The following is an 18,106-nucleotide window of genomic DNA, read 5'->3' on the forward strand; positions in this document are numbered from 1 at the left end:
ACAGACTAATGGCGGCGCTGCCAAATCCACAGCGCCGCAATCGCCAGCGCAAACAGCGCACCAAATCCAATACCAATCGCAACTGCCGGGATCCCCACCAGCACCGCCAGTGAGTAAATACCCAGCATCAGCAGCATCGCACTGTTTTCGCCGAGGTTTTGCACCGCTATCGCATTACCCGCACCGACGCTTTTCTTGCCCCGCTCCTGCAGCAACGCATTCAACGGCACCACAAAGAAACCCCCTGACATGCCGATAAGCATCAGCAACGCGTAGGCCGGAAGCAGCGAATGTTGAAGAGAGAAAATCAGCACCACAATGCCAATCAGGATCCCCGCCGGCATACAGCGCGACACGGTTTCCAGCGTCACCAGCTTCGCTGCCGCACCCGCGCCTACCACAATCCCAATCGCTACCATGGCATTGAGATAGGTCGGCGTGGCGTTATCGGTGATACCAAGCGCCACCGGGACCCACAGCACCAGCAGAAAACGCAGCGTAACGCCCGCGCCCCAAAAAAGGCTGGTTCCGACCAACGAGAAACGTGTTTCACCGTTGCGCCATAGCGAAGAGGCGGCACAGAAGAAACTGCGCATCATTTTCCCCAAGTGCCAGGACTGGCCAGGGCGAGCCGCGGCCAGCTTCGGGATATACATGTTAGCCACCACGGCGCCAGCATAGGCCAGCGCACAGGCAGAAAGCGCGGCAATCACGTGCCAGTCGGCCAGAACGCCGCCGGCGACAGAACCGAGTAAAATCGCGGCAATGGTGGAGGCTTCCATCAGACCGTTGGCCTTCACCAGTTTGTCACCGGTAGTCAGTTCACCGAGAATGCCATACTTGGCCGGTGAATACGCCGCCGCGCCGATCCCCACCAGCGTATACCCGAGAAAGGGATTAATGCCGAAGCAAATACTCGCCGCACCCAACAGTTTCAGGGCGTTCGCAAACATCATCACTCTGCCTTTGGCAAAGCTATCCGCCACCTGTCCAACAAACGGCGCAAACAGGATGTAAGCGCCCACAAACACCATTTGCAGGATTGGCTGGCTCCAGTCCGGATAAAATTGTTCCTTCAGCAGCGCCAGCGTGGCGAACAGCAGCGCGTTATCGCCAAACGCCGACAGAAACTGCGCGGCGATAACGGACATCATCCCTTTGGACCAGATTGAAGTGTTAGTGTGCACTGACTCACTCATGTTGTTTTTCCGGCTCATCGACCCAGCTTTTCAGCGTAACAAAATCCGGCTTACCGCTGCCGAGTAATGGGAGTTGCTTCAGGTGGCGAATATCACGCGGTACGGCAAGTTCAGGTACGCCGTGCGCCCGCGCATATTGTTGTAGTTTTTCACGCGTGAGCTCGCTGTCGGTAGTAAACAGCACCAGCGCCTCACCTTTGCTGGCATCACTCTTGATCGCCGTGGCGTGCATTTTGTCTGCAGATACCGCCAACGCCAGTTGCTCAACCATTTCCAGAGACACCATCTCTCCGGCAATTTTAGCGAAACGCTTGGCGCGCCCCTGAATCTGTACAAAGCCGTTTTCATCAAAGCGAACGATGTCGCCGGTGTCATACCAGCCGCGCTCAATCTCACCTTGCGCATTCTCTGCCGTCGGCACTTCCAGCACACCGGGTTTTTCAACGCGTAAATAGCCGCTCATAATATTAGGGCCTTTCAGCTGTAAACGCCCACCGTCCTCAATACCCGGAACGGCTAACAGTCGGGCATCCATGCCAGGCAAGATGCGCCCTACCGTTCCCGGTTTTGCCGCCATTGGTACGTTGATCGACACCACCGGCGCACATTCCGTCACGCCATAGCCTTCAAGGACGCGCAGGCCAAATTTCTCCTGCCACATCTGCTTTGTGCTGTCCTGCAGTTTTTCCGCGCCCGCCACCACATAGCGCAGGCGGTGGAAATCGTACGGATGCGCGAAACGCGCGTAGTTGCCAAGGAACGTAGACGTACCAAACAACACGGTGCAGTTCCGGTCATATACCAGCTCTGGCACAATGCGGTAATGCAGCGGGCTGGGATAAAGGAACACTTCTGCGCCAGTCAGCAGCGGCGTGAATAATCCCACCGTCAGGCCAAAGGAGTGGAACAGCGGCAGCGCCGACATAAAGCGGTCATCAGCGGTGAAATCGGCAATCGTTTTAATCTGCTCAACGTTCGCCAGAATGCTCTTGTGGCTATGGACCACGCCTTTCGGATGGCCTTCCGAACCGGAGGTAAAGAGGATCACCGCGGCTTCTTCCGGCTGCTGCTTAACTTGCGCCAGATGCGGTGCCAGCAGATGTGAGAAAATCCACAGCTTATCGCTAAATGTCACATCAGCTTTTAAGTCCTCCAGATAAACCCAGCGCACCTGGGTGAGCTGTTCTGGTAAATGCCAGAGTTTGCCTTTTTCGAGAAACTGTCTGGATGTGAAGATCGTTTTGATTTCGGAGGCAGTAATGGCGCTGGTTAACCCTTTCACGCCCGCGGTGTAGTTCATCATGGCCGGAATGCGTCGACGCGCAATGGCGCCAAAAATGACCGCGGCGCTGATGCCCGCGTTTGGCAGCATCAGGCCAATTTTTTCACCTTCGACACTGTATTTTTCCAAAATACGGGCCACAAAGAGCGTCTTCGTGAGCAGCTTGCGGTAGCTGTCCGGGGTAAAGTTGATATCTTCAATGCAGTTTTTGCCTGCGCCAAAACGGTATTTTGCCGCCAGCAGCGACTCGTATAGCGTTTCACGCGGACGCACCGCCATGCGCGCTTCCATCATAATTTGATGCAGCATTTCACCAGCAATTTTGCGGCGATCGCGGGCACGCGGCGCTTCCGGCATCGGCATGTGGGTCGGCGGCAGAATATGCAGTTGGATACGCGGGAAGAATCGCTGTTTCACCCGACCTTTCAGGCGGCTAAAGCGGGAAAGCTCTGCGCCCTCAATGCGGACAGGAACGACCGTCGCCCCCGACTTAGCGGCGACAAACCCCGCGCCGTCATAAATTTTCATTAACGAACCGGTGGTAGAAATACGTCCTTCCGGGAAAATAACCACCGGACGCCCCTGCTCGACCAGACGAACCAGATGTTTAATCGACATTGGTTTGGTTGGGTCTAACGGCACGAAATCAATCAGCGGGGTTAGCCAGCGCATATACCATTGCTGGCTGATCGAGGTGTAAACGGCGAAGACGGGACGAATTGGTAAAAATAGCGCCAGCAGGATGCCGTCTATAAATGAGACATGGTTGGGAGTGATTAGAACGCGTTCTCCCTGTAGCGCGTTAACATCGCCCGTGACGCGAACGCGGAAAAGCACGCGAAACAGATTACGAAAAAAGCCAAATAGCATCTCAACTCCCTGTGCCATTAATTACATAAACATTAATGGTGGGAGAGTATACGAGTTGGGGAACAGGCGCGACAGGTAACTGGTAAATACAATCCGAAAAAAAACCTGCGCATCCGCGCAGGTCGGTGCAAGAGACAGGTACGAAGTGCGTACCGAATAATCTCACCAATCAATACCTCTGGGATCTTGATTGTGGTCGTCAGACACCAGATACGCCAGCGCGAAAACGCAAAGGAATGAACCCAAATGCAACGAGTTGTGTAAATTATCGGTTACTGTTACAGATAGGCTGAAGATAAAAAAAAACCTGCGCATCTGCGCAGGCTGGTGTAATTCTAGTGATCAACCCGAAAGTTGATTTCACCTATCAATACCTCTGGGATCCCAACTCTAGCAATCCGCTCAGTTCTCCCACCAGCGAACAATCGCAACAGCACATCGCAAAGTGTAAGCAAAAATTAGCATTTTCTATTTTCTGTCTTACTTCGCTCGTGCGCGCTCACATTTGCGACGTCCTGACGGGCAATCTGCTTGAACAGCCAGCCATTTTCCGTAACACTGACGGAATGTAAGCGTTTACCCACAACAGGTACTATCATGGCGACCATAAAGGATGTAGCCCGACTAGCTGGTGTTTCAGTCGCCACCGTTTCTCGAGTGATCAATGATTCCCCCAAAGCCAGCGAAGCATCGCGTCTGGCCGTAACGAGTGCAATGGAATCACTCAGCTACCACCCCAATGCCAACGCGCGTGCGCTGGCGCAACAATCCACAGAAACCATCGGCCTGGTGGTCGGTGATGTGTCCGATCCATTCTTTGGGGCAATGGTTAAAGCTGTCGAGCAGGTGGCCTATAACACCGGGAATTTTTTGCTGATTGGCAACGGCTACCATAATGAACAGAAGGAACGTCAGGCGATTGAACAGCTCATTCGTCATCGCTGCGCGGCGCTTGTTGTCCATGCCAAAATAATCCCGGATGCCGAACTGGCTTCGTTAATGAAGCAAATCCCCGGCATGGTCTTGATTAACCGAATTCTACCGGGATTCGAACAGCGCTGCGTTGCCCTCGATGACCGTTTCGGCGCGTGGCTCGCTACCCGACACCTCATTCAACAAGGCCATACGCGCATTGGCTATCTGTGCTCCAATCACACGATTTCGGATGCGGAAGATCGTCTGCAAGGTTATTACGACGCGCTGAATGAGAGCAACATACCGGTCAGCGATCGACTGGTGACCTTCGGCGAACCGGATGAAAGCGGCGGTGAACAGGCGATGACCGAGTTACTTGGGCGTGGTAAAAACTTCACTGCGGTAGCCTGCTATAACGACTCAATGGCGGCTGGCGCCATGGGCGTATTGAATGATAACGGCATTGATGTGCCGGGAGAAATCTCGCTGATTGGCTTTGATGATGTGCTGGTTTCCCGCTACGTGCGCCCACGTCTGACCACGGTACGCTATCCCATCGTGACGATGGCAACCCAGGCCGCCGAACTGGCACTCGCGCTGGCGGAGAAGCGCCCCGTGCCTGAAATTACCCACGTTTTTAACCCAACTCTGGTGCGTCGCCATTCCGTTTCGACGCTGACGGAGCCAGGGAATTCATCATCAAACGATTAACCAGGATAGCGTTATGACTACGATGTTGGACGTTTCACGGCACGCAGGTGTCTCAAAAGCGACCGTTTCGCGCGTACTGAATGGCACGGGTCAGGTAAAAGAGAGCACGCGCCAGAAAGTGTTTAAGGCCATGCAGGCACTTGATTATCGACCCAATTTTTTAGCGCGCTCTTTAGCAAACCGCACCAGCAACAGCATTGGTCTGGTCGTTTCGACATTTGATGGATTCTACTTCGGCCGCCTGCTGCAACAGGCCTCGCGCCAGACGGAGTCTCACGGCAAACAGTTGATCGTCACCGACGGGCACGACACGCCGGAGCGTGAACAGGAAGCCGTACAAATGCTGGCCGACAGGCAGTGCGACGCCATTATTCTCTATACCCGCTATATGAGTGAAAAGGCGATAATGTCGCTGATGAACAGCATTGCTATGCCCCTGTTGGTCATCAACCGTGATGTCAGTCAGGCCCGCGATCGCGCCATTTTCTTTGAACAAGAAGATGCAGCATATCAGGCGGTCAATTATCTGATCTCTCAGGGACACAGCGATATTGCTTGTATCACCGTGCCTGGCCATACGCCTACCGGTAAATCCCGCCTGATGGGATATCGTAAGGCGTTGGAAAAAAACGGTATTCCCTGGGATCCTGACAAGGTCAAATACGGCGACTCCACGATGACGCGAGGCTATGAAGCCTGTCGTGAACTGCTGGAGGAAGGGGTGAAATTCAGCGCTCTGTTCGCCTGTAACGATGACATGGCATTAGGCGCATCAAAAGCGTTACATCAGGCCGGACTAAGGATCCCAGCGGACGTCTCATTATTTGGTTTTGATGATGCGCCCAGCGCCAAATGGCTGGAGCCGGGGCTGTCTACCGTTTATCTGCCGATTGATACCATGATAACCACGGCAATCGACCAGGCTATCCGGCTGGCTAACGGCGAGAGCGTAGAGCCGATCCCGCCGTTTACCGGTAAACTGGTGTTGCGTGAATCGGTGACAACGGGGCCGTATTACGAATAGTGCCGGATGGCGCAAGCGCCTTATCCGGCCAGTTAATTTCGTAGGCCGGATAAGCGTAGCTCCATCCGGCGTTTCACAACGCTATATTCAGATTAACTCCAGCGCCAGTAGCTCATCAATGGTCTGGCGACGGCGAATCAGTCGCGCCACGCCTTTATCAAACAAGACCTCCGGCAGCAGCGGGCGGCTATTGTAATTTGACGACATTGACGCGCCGTACGCCCCGGTATCATGCAAGACCAGATAATCTCCCGACACCACCGCAGGCAACAGACGGGTTTCTACATTCCCACCTTCCTGCTGGGTAAACACGTCGCCGGATTCACACAGCGGCCCCGCCACCACGGTTTCAATCTGCTGCGCGTTTTCCAGCGAGCGGCCATCACCCGCCAGCGCGGAGATATGGTGATAGCTGCCATACATCGCCGGGCGCATCAGATCGTTGAATCCCGCGTCGATCAGCACAAAGTGACGGCTGCCCATCTCTTTTACGCTGCGCACCTGCGCCACTAACACGCCAGCTTCTGCGACCAGAAAACGACCAGGCTCTATCTCAAGTGCGACCGGGTGGCCCAGGTGTTTAGCGATCTGCTCACGCGCGGCATTCCACAGGCCGAAGTAATGATCGGTGTCGATCGCCTCTTCCCCTTCACGATACGGGATTGATAAACCGCCGCCCGCGGAGATCGCCTCCAGATCCTGACCAAATTCAACCACCTGGCGCACCATTGCGCCGCACACCTGCTCCAGATGGCCGTAGTCTACGCCGGAGCCAATGTGCATATGAATCCCCACCAGCTTTAACTTATAGCGCTGGATCACTTCCAGCGCCGCCGGTAGATCGCTGTACCAGATACCATGTTTGCTGTTTTCACCGCCGGTATTTGTTTTCTGACTGTGCCCATGCCCAAAGCCAGGGTTTACGCGCAGCCACACGCGATGGCCCGGCGAGACCTGACCCAGTTGTTCCAGCATATCCACCGACCCGGCATTTACCGGAATGCTCAATTCATGCACCCGCGCGAGCGTCGCTTCATCAATCATATCGGCGGTAAAGACTATCTCATCTTTCCCAGGTACAAAGCCTGCCGCCAGCGCACGTTCAATTTCGCCAAGCGAGACGGAATCAACCTTCACGCCCTGCTCGCGCATCAGACGCAAAATATGAATATTCGAACATGCCTTCTGAGCAAAACGCACCACGTCAAACTGACTCAGCTTAGCAATCTGGGCGCGAATAATCTGCGCATCATAGACCCACACCGGGCAGCCGAATTCGGCAGGCAAGCGCAGCAGGTTGTCGGCGGTCAGGTCAGTGTCTGTGTTGTTGAGTGGACGTGGCATGGTGTGCTCCTGTATTGGCTTTTTTATGATTACGCCACAACCCGAAAAGAATAAAAAATATCGTTTTATCGTGAGTCTATGCAAAAATGATATGGATTGGTTCATTCGAGGATTGCCCATGCCCGCCGTTAACCTGCGTCACATTGAAATCTTTCACGCTGTGATGACGGCGGGAAACCTGACGGAAGCCGCGAGGATGCTCAATACCTCACAGCCTACCGTCAGCCGCGAGTTAGCGCGCTTCGAGCAAGTTCTGGGGCTAAAGCTGTTTGAGCGCAGCCGTGGGCGCTTGCATCCAACGGTACAGGGATTACGTTTATTTGAAGAGGTGCAACGTTCGTGGTATGGCCTGGACAGAATAGTGAGCGCCGCCGAAAGCCTGCGCGAATTCCGTCAAGGCGAACTGTCGATCGTCTGCCTGCCAGTATTCTCACAGTCTTTTTTACCGCCGCTGCTGCAGCCATTTCTCGCGCGTTATCCGCAGGTCAATATTCAGATAGTGCCGCAGGAGTCACCGCTGCTGGAAGAGTGGCTGTCGGCACAGCGCCACGATCTGGGGTTAACGGAAACGCTGCATACACCTGCCGGAACGAAACGCACTGAATTGCTGGCGCTGGATGAGGTGTGCGTACTGCCGCAAGGGCATCCGCTGACCCGCAAAGCGGTATTAACACCGCAGGATTTTCAGGGAGAGAACTACATCAGCCTGTCACGAACCGACAGTTACCGTCAGCTACTGGACACCCTGTTTAATGAACATCAGGTGAAGCGCCGCATGGTGATTGAAACCCATAGCGCCGCTTCAATTTGTGCGATGGTGCGGGCGGGCGTTGGGATCTCGGTGGTAAACCCGCTGACCGCGCTGGATTACGCCAGCAGCGGAGTCGTTATCCGCCGCTTCAGTATTTCGGTGCCGTTCACGGTCAGTCTGATTCACCCGCTTCATCGCCCCGCCTCGGCGCTGGTTGATGCTTTTACTGCACATCTGCAAGCCCATCTGCCGAGACTTATCGAACCGCTGGAGGCTATTTTGCATCCACAGTCGAAAGCATAAATGCCACCGCATCTTGCGCATGGATTGCCGCAGTGTCGAAAACAGGTAGTGGGCTTAGCTCTGCCGGAACCAGCAGACCAATCTCGGTACAGCCAAAGATAACCCCTTGCGCCCCCTGTTTAGCCAACTGGTCAATCACGCTCAGGTAATAGTCGCGAGAGGCTTCGCTGAACTCACCGAGGCACAGCTCGTCGAAAATAATCTGGTTTATTTTCTGGCGGTCATCAGCTTCAGGAATAAGCGTGCTAATGCCAAATTCAGTCTGTAAACGCCCACGATAAAAATCCTGCTCCATGGTGTAGCGCGTACCCAGTAGCGCCACGTTGCTCATCTGCTGCTTTTGTATAGCCCGACCCGTTGCGTCGGCAATATGCAGGAACGGCACATCACAGGCGCTTTCAATCGCCTCAGCAACTTTGTGCATGGTATTTGTACACAGCACAATCCCTTGCGCTCCAGCTTGCTGAAGCCCTGTGGCGGCCTGCGCGAGGATCTCCCCGGCCCGCTGCCAGTCACCGCTTGACTGACAAACTTCAATCTCGTGAAAATCTACGCTGTGCAACAGAATCTGTGCCGAATGCAGACCACCCAGATGCTGTTTTACCCCTTCATTAATGAGCCGATAATAAGGAATAGTGGATTCCCAGCTCATACCGCCTAACAGACCGATCGTTTTCATCATTTCCCCTGACTCGTTATTGTCTCTCCAGTGAACCAAAGATGTGATCAACTTTCCACATCTGTTGGCGTGCATTTCTTTTTTTAATTTTCTGATATAGGTTTAATGAAACATCGTTTTAATTAACAACAGGAAGGCCGGATGTTTATTTTTCATAAAGAGACCACGCTTGACGATCTGGGCAATGGCGTTACCCGGCGCATTCTCGCTCACGACGGTAAAATGATGGCGGTTGAGGTGAACTTCGAGCAAGGCGCGATAGGCCCGATGCACAATCATCCGCATGAGCAGCTGACTTACGTGTTGTCCGGTGAGTTTGAATTTACCATCGGCGAAGAAAAGCATGTCGTCAGGGCAGGCGATACCCTGTATAAACAGCCGAACATTATGCATGGCTGCGTTTGTTTAAAACCGGGAACGTTGCTGGATACCTTTACGCCCATACGCGAAGATTTTCTGCACGGGTAAAGTGCTAAATAAAAAAGCCGGGTCGCGTTAACGCTTTCCCGGCCTGGACGAGACACCACTCCTAGGCCGGATAAGGCTGAGCCGCCATCCGACACGAATGTCTGGCTTACACCCCAATATCTCTTAACTTCTCACCCGCCATCAGCTTGCGTTCGATATGCTCCAGCGTGACATTTTTGGTTTCAGGAACAAGCCAGAAGGTAATCCCGATAAACGCGACGTTCAGCGCGGTATAAAGCCAGAACGTACCGGCTGCGCCAATGCTGTCGAGCAGCGTCAGGAACGTTGCGCCAATAATCATGTTCGATACCCAGTTGGTGGTTGTGGAGCAGGTAATACCAAAATCGCGGCATTTCAGCGGCTGAATTTCCGAACACAGGATCCACACCACCGGCGCGGCGCTCATCGCATAGCCTGCAATACACATCATCGTCATGCCAACTGACAGCCAGGATAGTCCATTGGAAGCCGTGCCGTTATCAAACTGCATCAGGCAATAACCAAGCACCAGCGTCCCGAGGGCCATCACGCTGAAACCAATTTTCAGCGCCGGTTTACGTCCTGCTTTGTCGACCGTGAAAACGGCGATAAAGGTGGCAAACATAAACGTTAAGCCGACCACCAGCGTGGCAATCATTTGCTGCTCTGTGGTGGTAAAGCCCGCCATTTTAAAAATTCGCGGCGCGTAATACATGATGATGTTCATCCCGGTAAATTGTTGCATCGCCTGCAGCAACATCCCGAGGAAAACCGCGCGACGCACGTTGCGGTTAATTTTAAACAGCGCCCAACCGCCCTGCTTCAGCTTCAGACTTTCACGGATTTCGTTCAGCTCATCGCGGGCCTTTTCTGACGTATCGCGCAGCATACGCAGTACTTCTTCGGCTTCGATGTGGCGACCTTTTTCCGCCAGCCAGCGCGGGCTGTTGGGCAGGAAAACAACCAGGATGATCAGTAACACCGCCGGGAGCGCCAGCACGCCCAGCATAGCGCGCCAGTTACCGCTGTAGCTGAATGCCGTATCGGACAAAAAGGCCAGTACGATACCCAGCGTTACCATCAGTTGATACATACTGATCATTTTGCCACGCACGTTCTCACTGGCCATTTCGGAGAGATAGAGCGGTGCGGTGTAAGACGCGATCCCCACCGCAACGCCCAGCACCACGCGGGCAAAAATGAGCATTTCTACGCTGGAGGCGAAGGCCGACCCCAGAGATCCGACGACGAAAAGGATCGCGCCCGCCATCAGACTGTATTTACGTCCCAGGCGGAATGACAGCCAACCGTTAAACAGCGCACCCATTGCCGCACCCAGCATCATGCTGCTCACCACCCACTCCTGCAGACGGCTGGTCAGGACAAAATGATCGGTGATAAAAGGCAACGCGCCGGCTATCACGCCAATATCCAGGCCGAATAACAACCCTGCGACAGCCGCAGAGATAGATACAAACATATTCATACGTCGCGTATCGCGCGCAGTGCGCGGCGCTAAAGCAGCATCATTATTTATTGAGACCATTTTTTCCTGCCAGATACAGAGTAACCATGTCATTGAAAGTAAGGGATCCCTTACAGGAAGCGTCAGGCGGGAAACGGCAAAAACATGGATTAAATAGCTACACCACATCGTTATGTGATGGATATTCCAATTTTAAAATTTAATGACAATCACTCAATTAAATTTAATCTATTGATATTAATGAATATTAAAAATCAAGAATCCATATATATGGAAATAAATATGGAATAATTTATAACCACAATATGGATTTTAATGATCCAAATGTAAAAAAAACCCTGCCAGAGGGCAGGGTTTGACGGTTCAGGAAAGCGAATTAACGTGCCAGCCAGCCGCCATCAACCGCAACGGTATAGCCGTTGATATAGTCAGATGCGCTGGACGCCAGGAACACGACAGGCCCCATCAGGTCGCTCGGCAGCCCCCAACGACCCGCCGGGATACGATCGAGGATTTCTGCGCTACGCTGCTCATCAGCACGCAGTTGTTGAGTGTTGTTCGTCGCCATATACCCCGGCGCAATTGCGTTGACGTTGATGTTATGTTTTGCCCATTCGTTCGCCATCAGACGGGTGACGCCCATTACGCCGCTTTTAGACGCGGTGTAAGACGGCACACGGATCCCGCCCTGGAAGGACAGCATAGAGGCGATATTGATAATTTTGCCGCCGTTACCCTGAGCGATAAAGTGTTTCGCCGCGGCCTGAGACATAAAGAACACGCTCTTAATGTTCAGGTTCATCACGTCATCCCAGTCTTTTTCGCTGAAGTCGATCGCATCGTCACGACGAATAAGACCCGCATTGTTGACCAGAATGTCGATATGACCAAATTCCGCCACTGCACGCTCAAGCAGCGCCGGAATGCCGTCGATTTGACGCAGGTCGGCGGTCAGACTTAAAAAACGGCGGCCCAGTGCGGTCACGCGTTCGATGGTTTCCGTCGGTTCAACAATGTTGATACCGACGATATCGCAACCTGCTTCAGCCAGACCCAACGCCATACCCTGACCCAGGCCGGTGTCACAACCGGTCACAACGGCGACTTTTCCTTCAAGAGAGAATGCATTCAAAATCATTGTAAATCCTTAATTTTTATATTGCCTGCCGCAGCAGGCACGGCTGTCGCCCGCGATTAGCGCAGATCTTTGACTGCAACATGGTCCATATCATCAAAGACCTGGTTTTCGCCGACCATGCCCCAAATGAACGTATAAGCTTTTGTGCCGACACCGGAGTGAATTGACCAGCTCGGAGAAATCACCGCCTGTTCGTTGTGCATCACAATATGACGCGTTTCCTGAGGCTGACCCATCATGTGGAAGACGCAGGTATCTTCTTCCATATTGAAGTAGAAGTAGACTTCCATACGACGTTCATGGGTATGACACGGCATGGTATTCCACAGGTTACCCGGCGCCAGTTCCGTCAGGCCCATGCTCAACTGGCAGGTTTCCAGCACATCCGGCACAAAGTATTTGTTGATGGTACGACGGTTACTGGTGAGGTTATCGCCCAGCGTCACTGGCGCAACGTCTGCTGGCGTGACTTTTTTGGTTGGGTAAGTCGTGTGTGCCGGCGCGCAGTTGTAGTAAAACTTCGCCGGTTTCGCCGTGTCGATGCTGGCGAATACCACTTCTTTTGCCCCTTTCCCGACGTACAGCGCATCGCGATGGCCAATTTCATAGCACTGGCCGTCAACGGTAATCGTGCCAGGGCCGCCGATGTTGATCACACCCAGCTCACGACGCTCGAGGAAATAGGTTACGCCCAGCTGTTTGCCGACTTCGCCACCCACAGAGACGGTTTTGGCCACTGGCATAATGCCGCCAACAATGATGCGATCGATGTGGCTGTAGACCATGGTGTATTCATCTGCGACAAACACTTCTTCGACCAAAAACTCATTACGCAGCCCCTGAGTGTCCAGGGTTTTCGCATGCGCACTATGGATGCTTTGTCTTACGTCCACATTTACCTCCAGTGATAAATTGACCGTGAATGCTTAAACGAATAGCAAAACGCTGTTCCGTTTTATCTTATGCGCTCATGATATCCCTCCCGGAATGGGTTTTCAATTACAACTAAAACGATGTTTCACTTTTTCTGCATCTTATTGTCAAAAGTGTAATTGCGATCACGCTAGCGCATATAATTCGCGAGAACATTTCAAATAAAATTATTTAAAACAATTAGATAGATAAATACACAAAAAAGTAGTTCATTAGTGGTAGGGATAAGACACTGAAAATACAGTCGGGCTCATACGATGTTTGCACACCTTTTCAAACAAAGTGCGCAGTCAATCACATGAAATGAAACAACGTTTTGATATGTTGGCAGGGTTTAGAGTGTATGTTTCTGTAACTGGCCTTGCCCTCCTGTTGGAGGGCTTTTTTATAGAGGAAGAGATAACACGGCAGAAAACTGTTCGAGAAGAAAAATATATACCCTAAATAATTCGAGTTGCAGGAAGGCGGCGACGCAGCGAATTCCCCGGAGCGTACATAAGTACGTGACTGGGGTGAGCGAGTAAAGCCAACGCACATGCAGCTTGAAGTATGACGGGGATTAGTCTCGTTCGATAGCGAGCGCCACCCCCTGACCGCCGCCAATACACAGCGTTGCCAGTCCTTTGTGCGCCCGACGCTTCACCATTTCATGTACCAGTGAAACCAGAATTCGGCAGCCAGATGCGCCAATCGGATGGCCGAGAGCAATGGCTCCGCCGTTCACATTTACCCGCCGTTCATCCCACTCCAGCATTTTCCCAACGGATAATGCTTGCGCGGCGAACGCCTCGTTAGCTTCAATAAGATCAACATCAGCCAGTTGCCAGCCCACACGCTCAAGACAGCGGCGCGTCGCATACACTGGCGCAATCCCCATCAGTGCGGGATCAACCCCGACGCTGGCAAAGGCGCGAATGCGGGCCAGCACCGGTAAATTCAGCTCCTGCGCTTTGGCTTCGCTCATCATCATCACCGCGGCGGCGCCATCGTTGATGGATGAAGCGTTACCCGCGGTGACCGAACCGAGCCGGTCAAAGGTAGGATCCAGACGCGCCAGCCCTTCGGCGCTGGCATCGGTGCGCGGCTGCTCGTCGGTATCCACCACGAAAGATTGCCCATTACGCTGCGTTACCACCGGCACGATTTCATCTTTAAAACGTCCGGCATCGATTGCCATCCGTGCCTTGTGCTGTGAGTGCAGCGCGTAGGCATCCTGTAATTCACGGCTGATGCCGTATTCCCGCGCCAGGTTTTCCGCAGTAACGCCCATATGGTAATCGTTGAAAGCGTCCCACAGTCCGTCATGCACCAGGCTGTCGACCAGTTGACTGTTTCCCAACTGTGCACCGGTGCGGCTATCGGTAAGAACATGCGGCGCACGGCTCATATTTTCTTGCCCGCCCGCAATCACAATGTCGGCTTCGCCGCACTGGATAGCCTGGGTCGCCAGATGCAGCGCTTTCAGACCCGAGCCGCAGACATCGTTAATGGTGATGGCGGAAACGGTATTGGGTAGCCCACCATTGATGGCGGATTGACGCGCCGGATTCTGCCCGGCGCCTGCGGTAAGTACCTGTCCGAGGATCACTTCATCCACGGCGTGAACATCCACGCCAGTGCGTTCCAGTAACGCCCTGACCACCATGCTACCTAATTCAACGGCAGAGTGGCGCGCCAGCGTCCCCTGGAAGCAGCCAATCGGTGTCCGTAACGCCCCGACTATCACAACCTCTTTCATCACCACCTCAGCGCAAAATAACACCGCAATAGTAGATGATTGTTAAAAAGAGTTATCAAGGTTGTTTAAAAACGGTGATTTTTATCACAAAGGAAATTCGTATCATTTATTGGTCATCTGAACGCCACTCTGCTGTAAATGGTCGCGCAGCCAACTTCCCGCCACGCCAGGGGGGGATTTTTTATTCCACAACAGATCGATAGAGATAGCCTTTGGCCAACCGGGCAGATTCAATTGAACCAGCGGTTTTTCTGCCGCAAACTCCTCCACCAGCGCACAAGGGAGCGCGCACCAGCCGAATCCCTGCACCGCCATACTCAGCAGCAACAAATAGTTAGGCGCCGACCAGACGGGGCCACGCGCCACGTTGGTGCCGTTTTCCAGATAGGTATTCAGACGCAACTCGCGCCAGGTATGTAGCTGTTCCCACTGCAGTTTTTCATGAGCCGCCAGCGGATGCGACGCCGCGACGTATAATCCCATCCAGGTTTGCATCGGCAGACGCGTAACGCCCATGTCGGTCGGGTAATCCTCGCGCGCTTCGATCAACCCCACCTGAGCACGTCCTTTTTGCAGCAGATCGATCACGTCTTCATCTTCGCCAATCAGACATTCAAACTCGGTATGGGGAAACTTGCGGTCAAACTGCACCATCAACTCTTCCAGCACATCCGGGTGTAGCGTGTCCGAAAGCACGAAAGTCAGACGCGCTTCCGTCTCACCCGACAGCGAGATCGCCGCCTCATCGAGACGTTCGCTGGCCGTCAAAATGGCCTGCACATAGCCCAGCACCCGCTTACCTTCTTCAGTCAGCGTTGGCTGGCGGGATGAGCGGTCAAAGAGCGCAAAACCAAGATCGGCTTCCAGATGCGCAATGGCCGTACTGATGGTGGACTGGCTTTTGCGCAGCCGCCGGGCCGCCGCAGAAAATGAGCCGCAGGACACGGTCTCCACAAATGCCGTTAACGCTTCAGGAGAGTAACGCATGAACTATCTACTTTATCGATGGATACTATCTTTTAGATATCACATAAAACGATAAAATTGCCACCATTCCGTTATCCGGGCATTAAAGAAGGTTTTAGGTTATGCAACACGATACAGTCCAACGCCGCTCGCTAGTGGAGCGTATTTTTCATGCCGTCTGCTTTGAAGGCATTGCCACCGCTGTTCTCGCACCAACCACCGCATGGTTGATGCAGCGCTCGGTGCTGGAAATGGGCGGACTGACCGTTCTTCTCGCCACCACGGCGATGATCTGGAATATCATTTATAACGCCCTGTTTGACCGCCTGTGGCCATCACATCTGGTAAAACGTACGGCGAAAGTGCGGGCATTTCACGCCTTAGGCTTCGAGAGCGGTTTTATTGTGATCGGGGTGAGCATCGTGGCGTATGTGCTAAACGTCAGCCTGATTCAGGCATTCACGCTGGAAATAGGTTTCTTCCTGTTCTTCCTGCCGTACACCATGTTCTATAACTGGGCTTATGACACGTTACGCGAGCGTGTTATGAAGCGTCGCCAGCAGCGCGTTACTGCCTGATAATTAAAATAATAGTCGGAATCTTCTCGGTTCCGGCTATTAATCCATTCACTAGCCCACTCGTTCACACCTCCCCCAGCCCCTGCCATTTGTGGTAAATTGCGCTTCTTTTTGTTTATTTTATAGTTGATACGTTCAAATAATGTCGAAATTTTGGTCAAAAGAAGAGACTCTCTGGAGCTTCGCACTATATGGGACTGCCGTCGGCGCAGGAACCCTCTTCCTCCCCATACAGCTGGGTTCTGCAGGCGCGGTGGTATTGTTTATCACCGCACTCGTCGCCTGGCCTTTAACCTACTGGCCGCACAAGGCGCTGTGCCAGTTTATCCTGTCCTCAAAAACCTCGGCAGGTGAAGGAATTACCGGCGCGGTTACGCACTACTACGGCAAGAAGATTGGCAGCCTGATTACCACTCTCTATTTTATTGCCTTCTTTGTGGTGGTGCTGATCTACGCCGTAGCGATAACCAATTCACTCACCGAACAGCTGGCAAAACATATCACCATCGATCTGCGGATCCGCATGCTGGTCAGTTTTGGCGTGGTGCTGGTGCTGAACCTGATTTTTCTGATGGGCCGACAAGCCACCATTCGGGTCATGGGCTTTCTGGTGTTCCCGCTGATCGCATACTTTTTATTCCTTTCGCTTTACCTGACCGGAAGCTGGCAACCAACGTTACTCACTGGCCAGATGTCTTTCGATCAGCACACGCTGCATCAGGTTTGGATATCTATTCCCGTGATGGTTTTCGCTTTTAGCCATACGCCAATTATCTCTACGTTCGCCATTGACCGACGTGAGAAATACGGCGAGCAGGCCATGGGTAAATGCAAAAAAATCATGAAGGTAGCCTACGTCATCATCTGCCTGAGCGTGCTGTTTTTCGTCTTCAGCTGTTTGCTTTCGATTCCGACAAACTATATCGAAGACGCGAAAAATGAAGGCGTGACCATTCTGTCAGCGCTATCGATGATGCCCAACGCGCCGGCCTGGCTGTCGATATCCGGGATCATCGTTGCCGTTGTGGCGATGTCAAAATCGTTCCTCGGCACCTACTTTGGCGTGATTGAAGGGGCAACGGAAGTAGTAAAAACGTCGTTGCATCAGGTGGGAGTGAAGAAAAGCCGGGCTTTTAACCGCGCCCTGTCCATTATGTTGGTTTCGGCCATTACGTTCATCATCTGCTGCATTAACCCTAATGCCATTTCAATGATTTACGCGATAAGCGGGCCACTGATTGCCATGATTCTGTTTATCATGCCGACATTATCGACCTATCTGATCCCGGCACTGAAGCCGTACCGTTCAGTGGGTAATCTGATCACCCTGATTGTCGGTCTGCTGTGCGTATCTGTGATGTTTTTTGGCTAGAACGTGTTGTTGAACGGCTCATTCTCCTGAAAGTGGGTGCGATGTCGTTCAGTTAACAACTCAATTTCAGAAAGTATCAACCTGTGTTGGCGGAAGTAATGAACATGCTATCTCAGAGAAGGGTTCCGTTCACCTCATGTTCATCGTTTCTCTGAAGCACCGATTCCTGTGAACGTGCAAGGGAGGCTCACCGCCGCCTCCCTTGCAACCCAGGCTCCCGGCGGGAAAATCGTCGCTACGCGATTCATTCGTCTTATGCCGTCTGCCTGTCGGGTCGGGGCCGAGCCTGCGTCCATGCAGCCCGTCCCCTCTGTCCGCATCCCTGCGGACAGCCCCGGTCAGACGTCAACTCCTCATCGATTTTCAGCCG

At 53.0% G+C, this 18,106-nt stretch carries 15 protein-coding genes; 6 read left to right on the forward strand and 9 right to left on the reverse strand.

Translation table 11 applies throughout. The annotated features are described in order from the left end of the window. Positions 1–5 precede the first annotated feature (5 nt). Positions 6–1,199: a lysophospholipid transporter LplT gene (gene lplT / locus LA337_18820; protein ID UBI15198.1), complete on the reverse strand. Its 1,194-nt coding sequence runs from the start codon at positions 1,197–1,199 to the stop codon at positions 6–8. Next, positions 1,192–3,351 carry a bifunctional acyl-ACP--phospholipid O-acyltransferase/long-chain-fatty-acid--ACP ligase gene (gene aas, locus LA337_18825; GenBank protein ID UBI15199.1) on the reverse strand — a complete coding sequence of 720 codons (2,160 nt, stop codon included), beginning with the start codon at positions 3,349–3,351 and terminating at the stop codon, positions 1,192–1,194. The genes lplT and aas overlap by 8 nt, the downstream gene beginning before the upstream one ends. A 597-nt stretch (positions 3,352–3,948) precedes the next feature. Here aas and galR point away from each other — a divergent pair. Together galR and LA337_18835 are read left to right on the forward strand one after the other, a co-directional pair. Further along, positions 3,949–4,977 carry an HTH-type transcriptional regulator GalR gene (gene galR / locus LA337_18830; protein ID UBI15200.1) on the forward strand — a complete coding sequence of 343 codons (1,029 nt, stop codon included), beginning with the start codon at positions 3,949–3,951 and terminating at the stop codon, positions 4,975–4,977. 13 nt (positions 4,978–4,990) lie between these two features. Then, positions 4,991–6,001: a LacI family DNA-binding transcriptional regulator gene (locus LA337_18835; GenBank protein ID UBI15201.1), complete on the forward strand. Its 1,011-nt coding sequence runs from the start codon at positions 4,991–4,993 to the stop codon at positions 5,999–6,001. An 87-nt stretch (positions 6,002–6,088) separates the two neighbouring features. Here LA337_18835 and lysA read toward each other — a convergent pair whose 3' ends face one another. After that, the gene (lysA, locus tag LA337_18840) at positions 6,089–7,345 is read right to left on the reverse strand and encodes a diaminopimelate decarboxylase (protein UBI15202.1); all 1,257 of its coding nucleotides are present in this window, start codon (positions 7,343–7,345) and stop codon (positions 6,089–6,091) included. A 118-nt stretch (positions 7,346–7,463) separates the two neighbouring features. On the opposite strand from lysA, the gene LA337_18845 reads away from it, so the two are divergent. After that, positions 7,464–8,399, forward strand: coding sequence for a LysR family transcriptional regulator (locus LA337_18845; protein ID UBI15203.1), 936 nt, complete (start codon positions 7,464–7,466; stop codon positions 8,397–8,399). Here LA337_18845 and LA337_18850 read toward each other — a convergent pair. Continuing rightward, positions 8,371–9,078 carry an aspartate/glutamate racemase gene (locus LA337_18850; protein ID UBI18512.1) on the reverse strand — a complete coding sequence of 236 codons (708 nt, stop codon included), beginning with the start codon at positions 9,076–9,078 and terminating at the stop codon, positions 8,371–8,373. The genes LA337_18845 and LA337_18850 overlap by 29 nt on opposite strands. 141 nt (positions 9,079–9,219) lie before the next feature. Here LA337_18850 and LA337_18855 point away from each other — a divergent pair, with 141 nt between their 5' ends. Further along, the gene (locus LA337_18855; GenBank protein ID UBI15204.1) at positions 9,220–9,546 is read left to right on the forward strand and encodes a cupin domain-containing protein; all 327 of its coding nucleotides are present in this window, start codon (positions 9,220–9,222) and stop codon (positions 9,544–9,546) included. 106 nt (positions 9,547–9,652) lie between these two features. Here LA337_18855 and araE read toward each other — a convergent pair whose 3' ends face one another. From araE to LA337_18880, 5 genes are all read right to left on the reverse strand, one after another. Continuing rightward, positions 9,653–11,071 carry an arabinose-proton symporter AraE gene (gene araE, locus LA337_18860; GenBank protein UBI18513.1) on the reverse strand — a complete coding sequence of 473 codons (1,419 nt, stop codon included), beginning with the start codon at positions 11,069–11,071 and terminating at the stop codon, positions 9,653–9,655. Positions 11,072–11,387: 316 nt separating this feature from the next. Then, positions 11,388–12,149, reverse strand: a complete 762-nt coding sequence (gene kduD / locus LA337_18865) for a 2-dehydro-3-deoxy-D-gluconate 5-dehydrogenase KduD (protein ID UBI15205.1) — start codon at positions 12,147–12,149, stop codon at positions 11,388–11,390. 56 nt (positions 12,150–12,205) lie between these two features. Next, a complete protein-coding gene (gene kduI / locus LA337_18870; protein UBI15206.1) occupies positions 12,206–13,042 on the reverse strand; it encodes a 5-dehydro-4-deoxy-D-glucuronate isomerase in 837 nt (278 codons plus the stop codon). A gap of 599 nt (positions 13,043–13,641) precedes the next feature. Then, the gene (locus LA337_18875; protein UBI15207.1) at positions 13,642–14,820 is read right to left on the reverse strand and encodes an acetyl-CoA C-acetyltransferase; all 1,179 of its coding nucleotides are present in this window, start codon (positions 14,818–14,820) and stop codon (positions 13,642–13,644) included. A gap of 102 nt (positions 14,821–14,922) precedes the next feature. Then, complete coding sequence (locus LA337_18880) at positions 14,923–15,807, reverse strand: LysR family transcriptional regulator (protein ID UBI15208.1); 885 nt, start codon at positions 15,805–15,807, stop codon at positions 14,923–14,925. Between the two features lie 101 nt (positions 15,808–15,908). Between LA337_18880 and LA337_18885 the strand changes: the two genes are divergently transcribed. Together LA337_18885 and LA337_18890 are read left to right on the forward strand one after the other, a co-directional pair. Continuing rightward, positions 15,909–16,364 carry a multidrug/biocide efflux PACE transporter gene (locus LA337_18885; protein UBI15209.1) on the forward strand — a complete coding sequence of 152 codons (456 nt, stop codon included), beginning with the start codon at positions 15,909–15,911 and terminating at the stop codon, positions 16,362–16,364. A gap of 142 nt (positions 16,365–16,506) precedes the next feature. Next, entirely contained in the window at positions 16,507–17,736 is a 1,230-nt protein-coding gene (locus LA337_18890) for an amino acid permease (GenBank protein ID UBI15210.1), read from the forward strand. Positions 17,737–18,106: the final 370 nt, after the last annotated feature.

Source organism: Citrobacter europaeus, assembly GCA_020099315.1.
GTDB lineage: Bacteria > Pseudomonadota > Gammaproteobacteria > Enterobacterales > Enterobacteriaceae > Citrobacter > Citrobacter europaeus.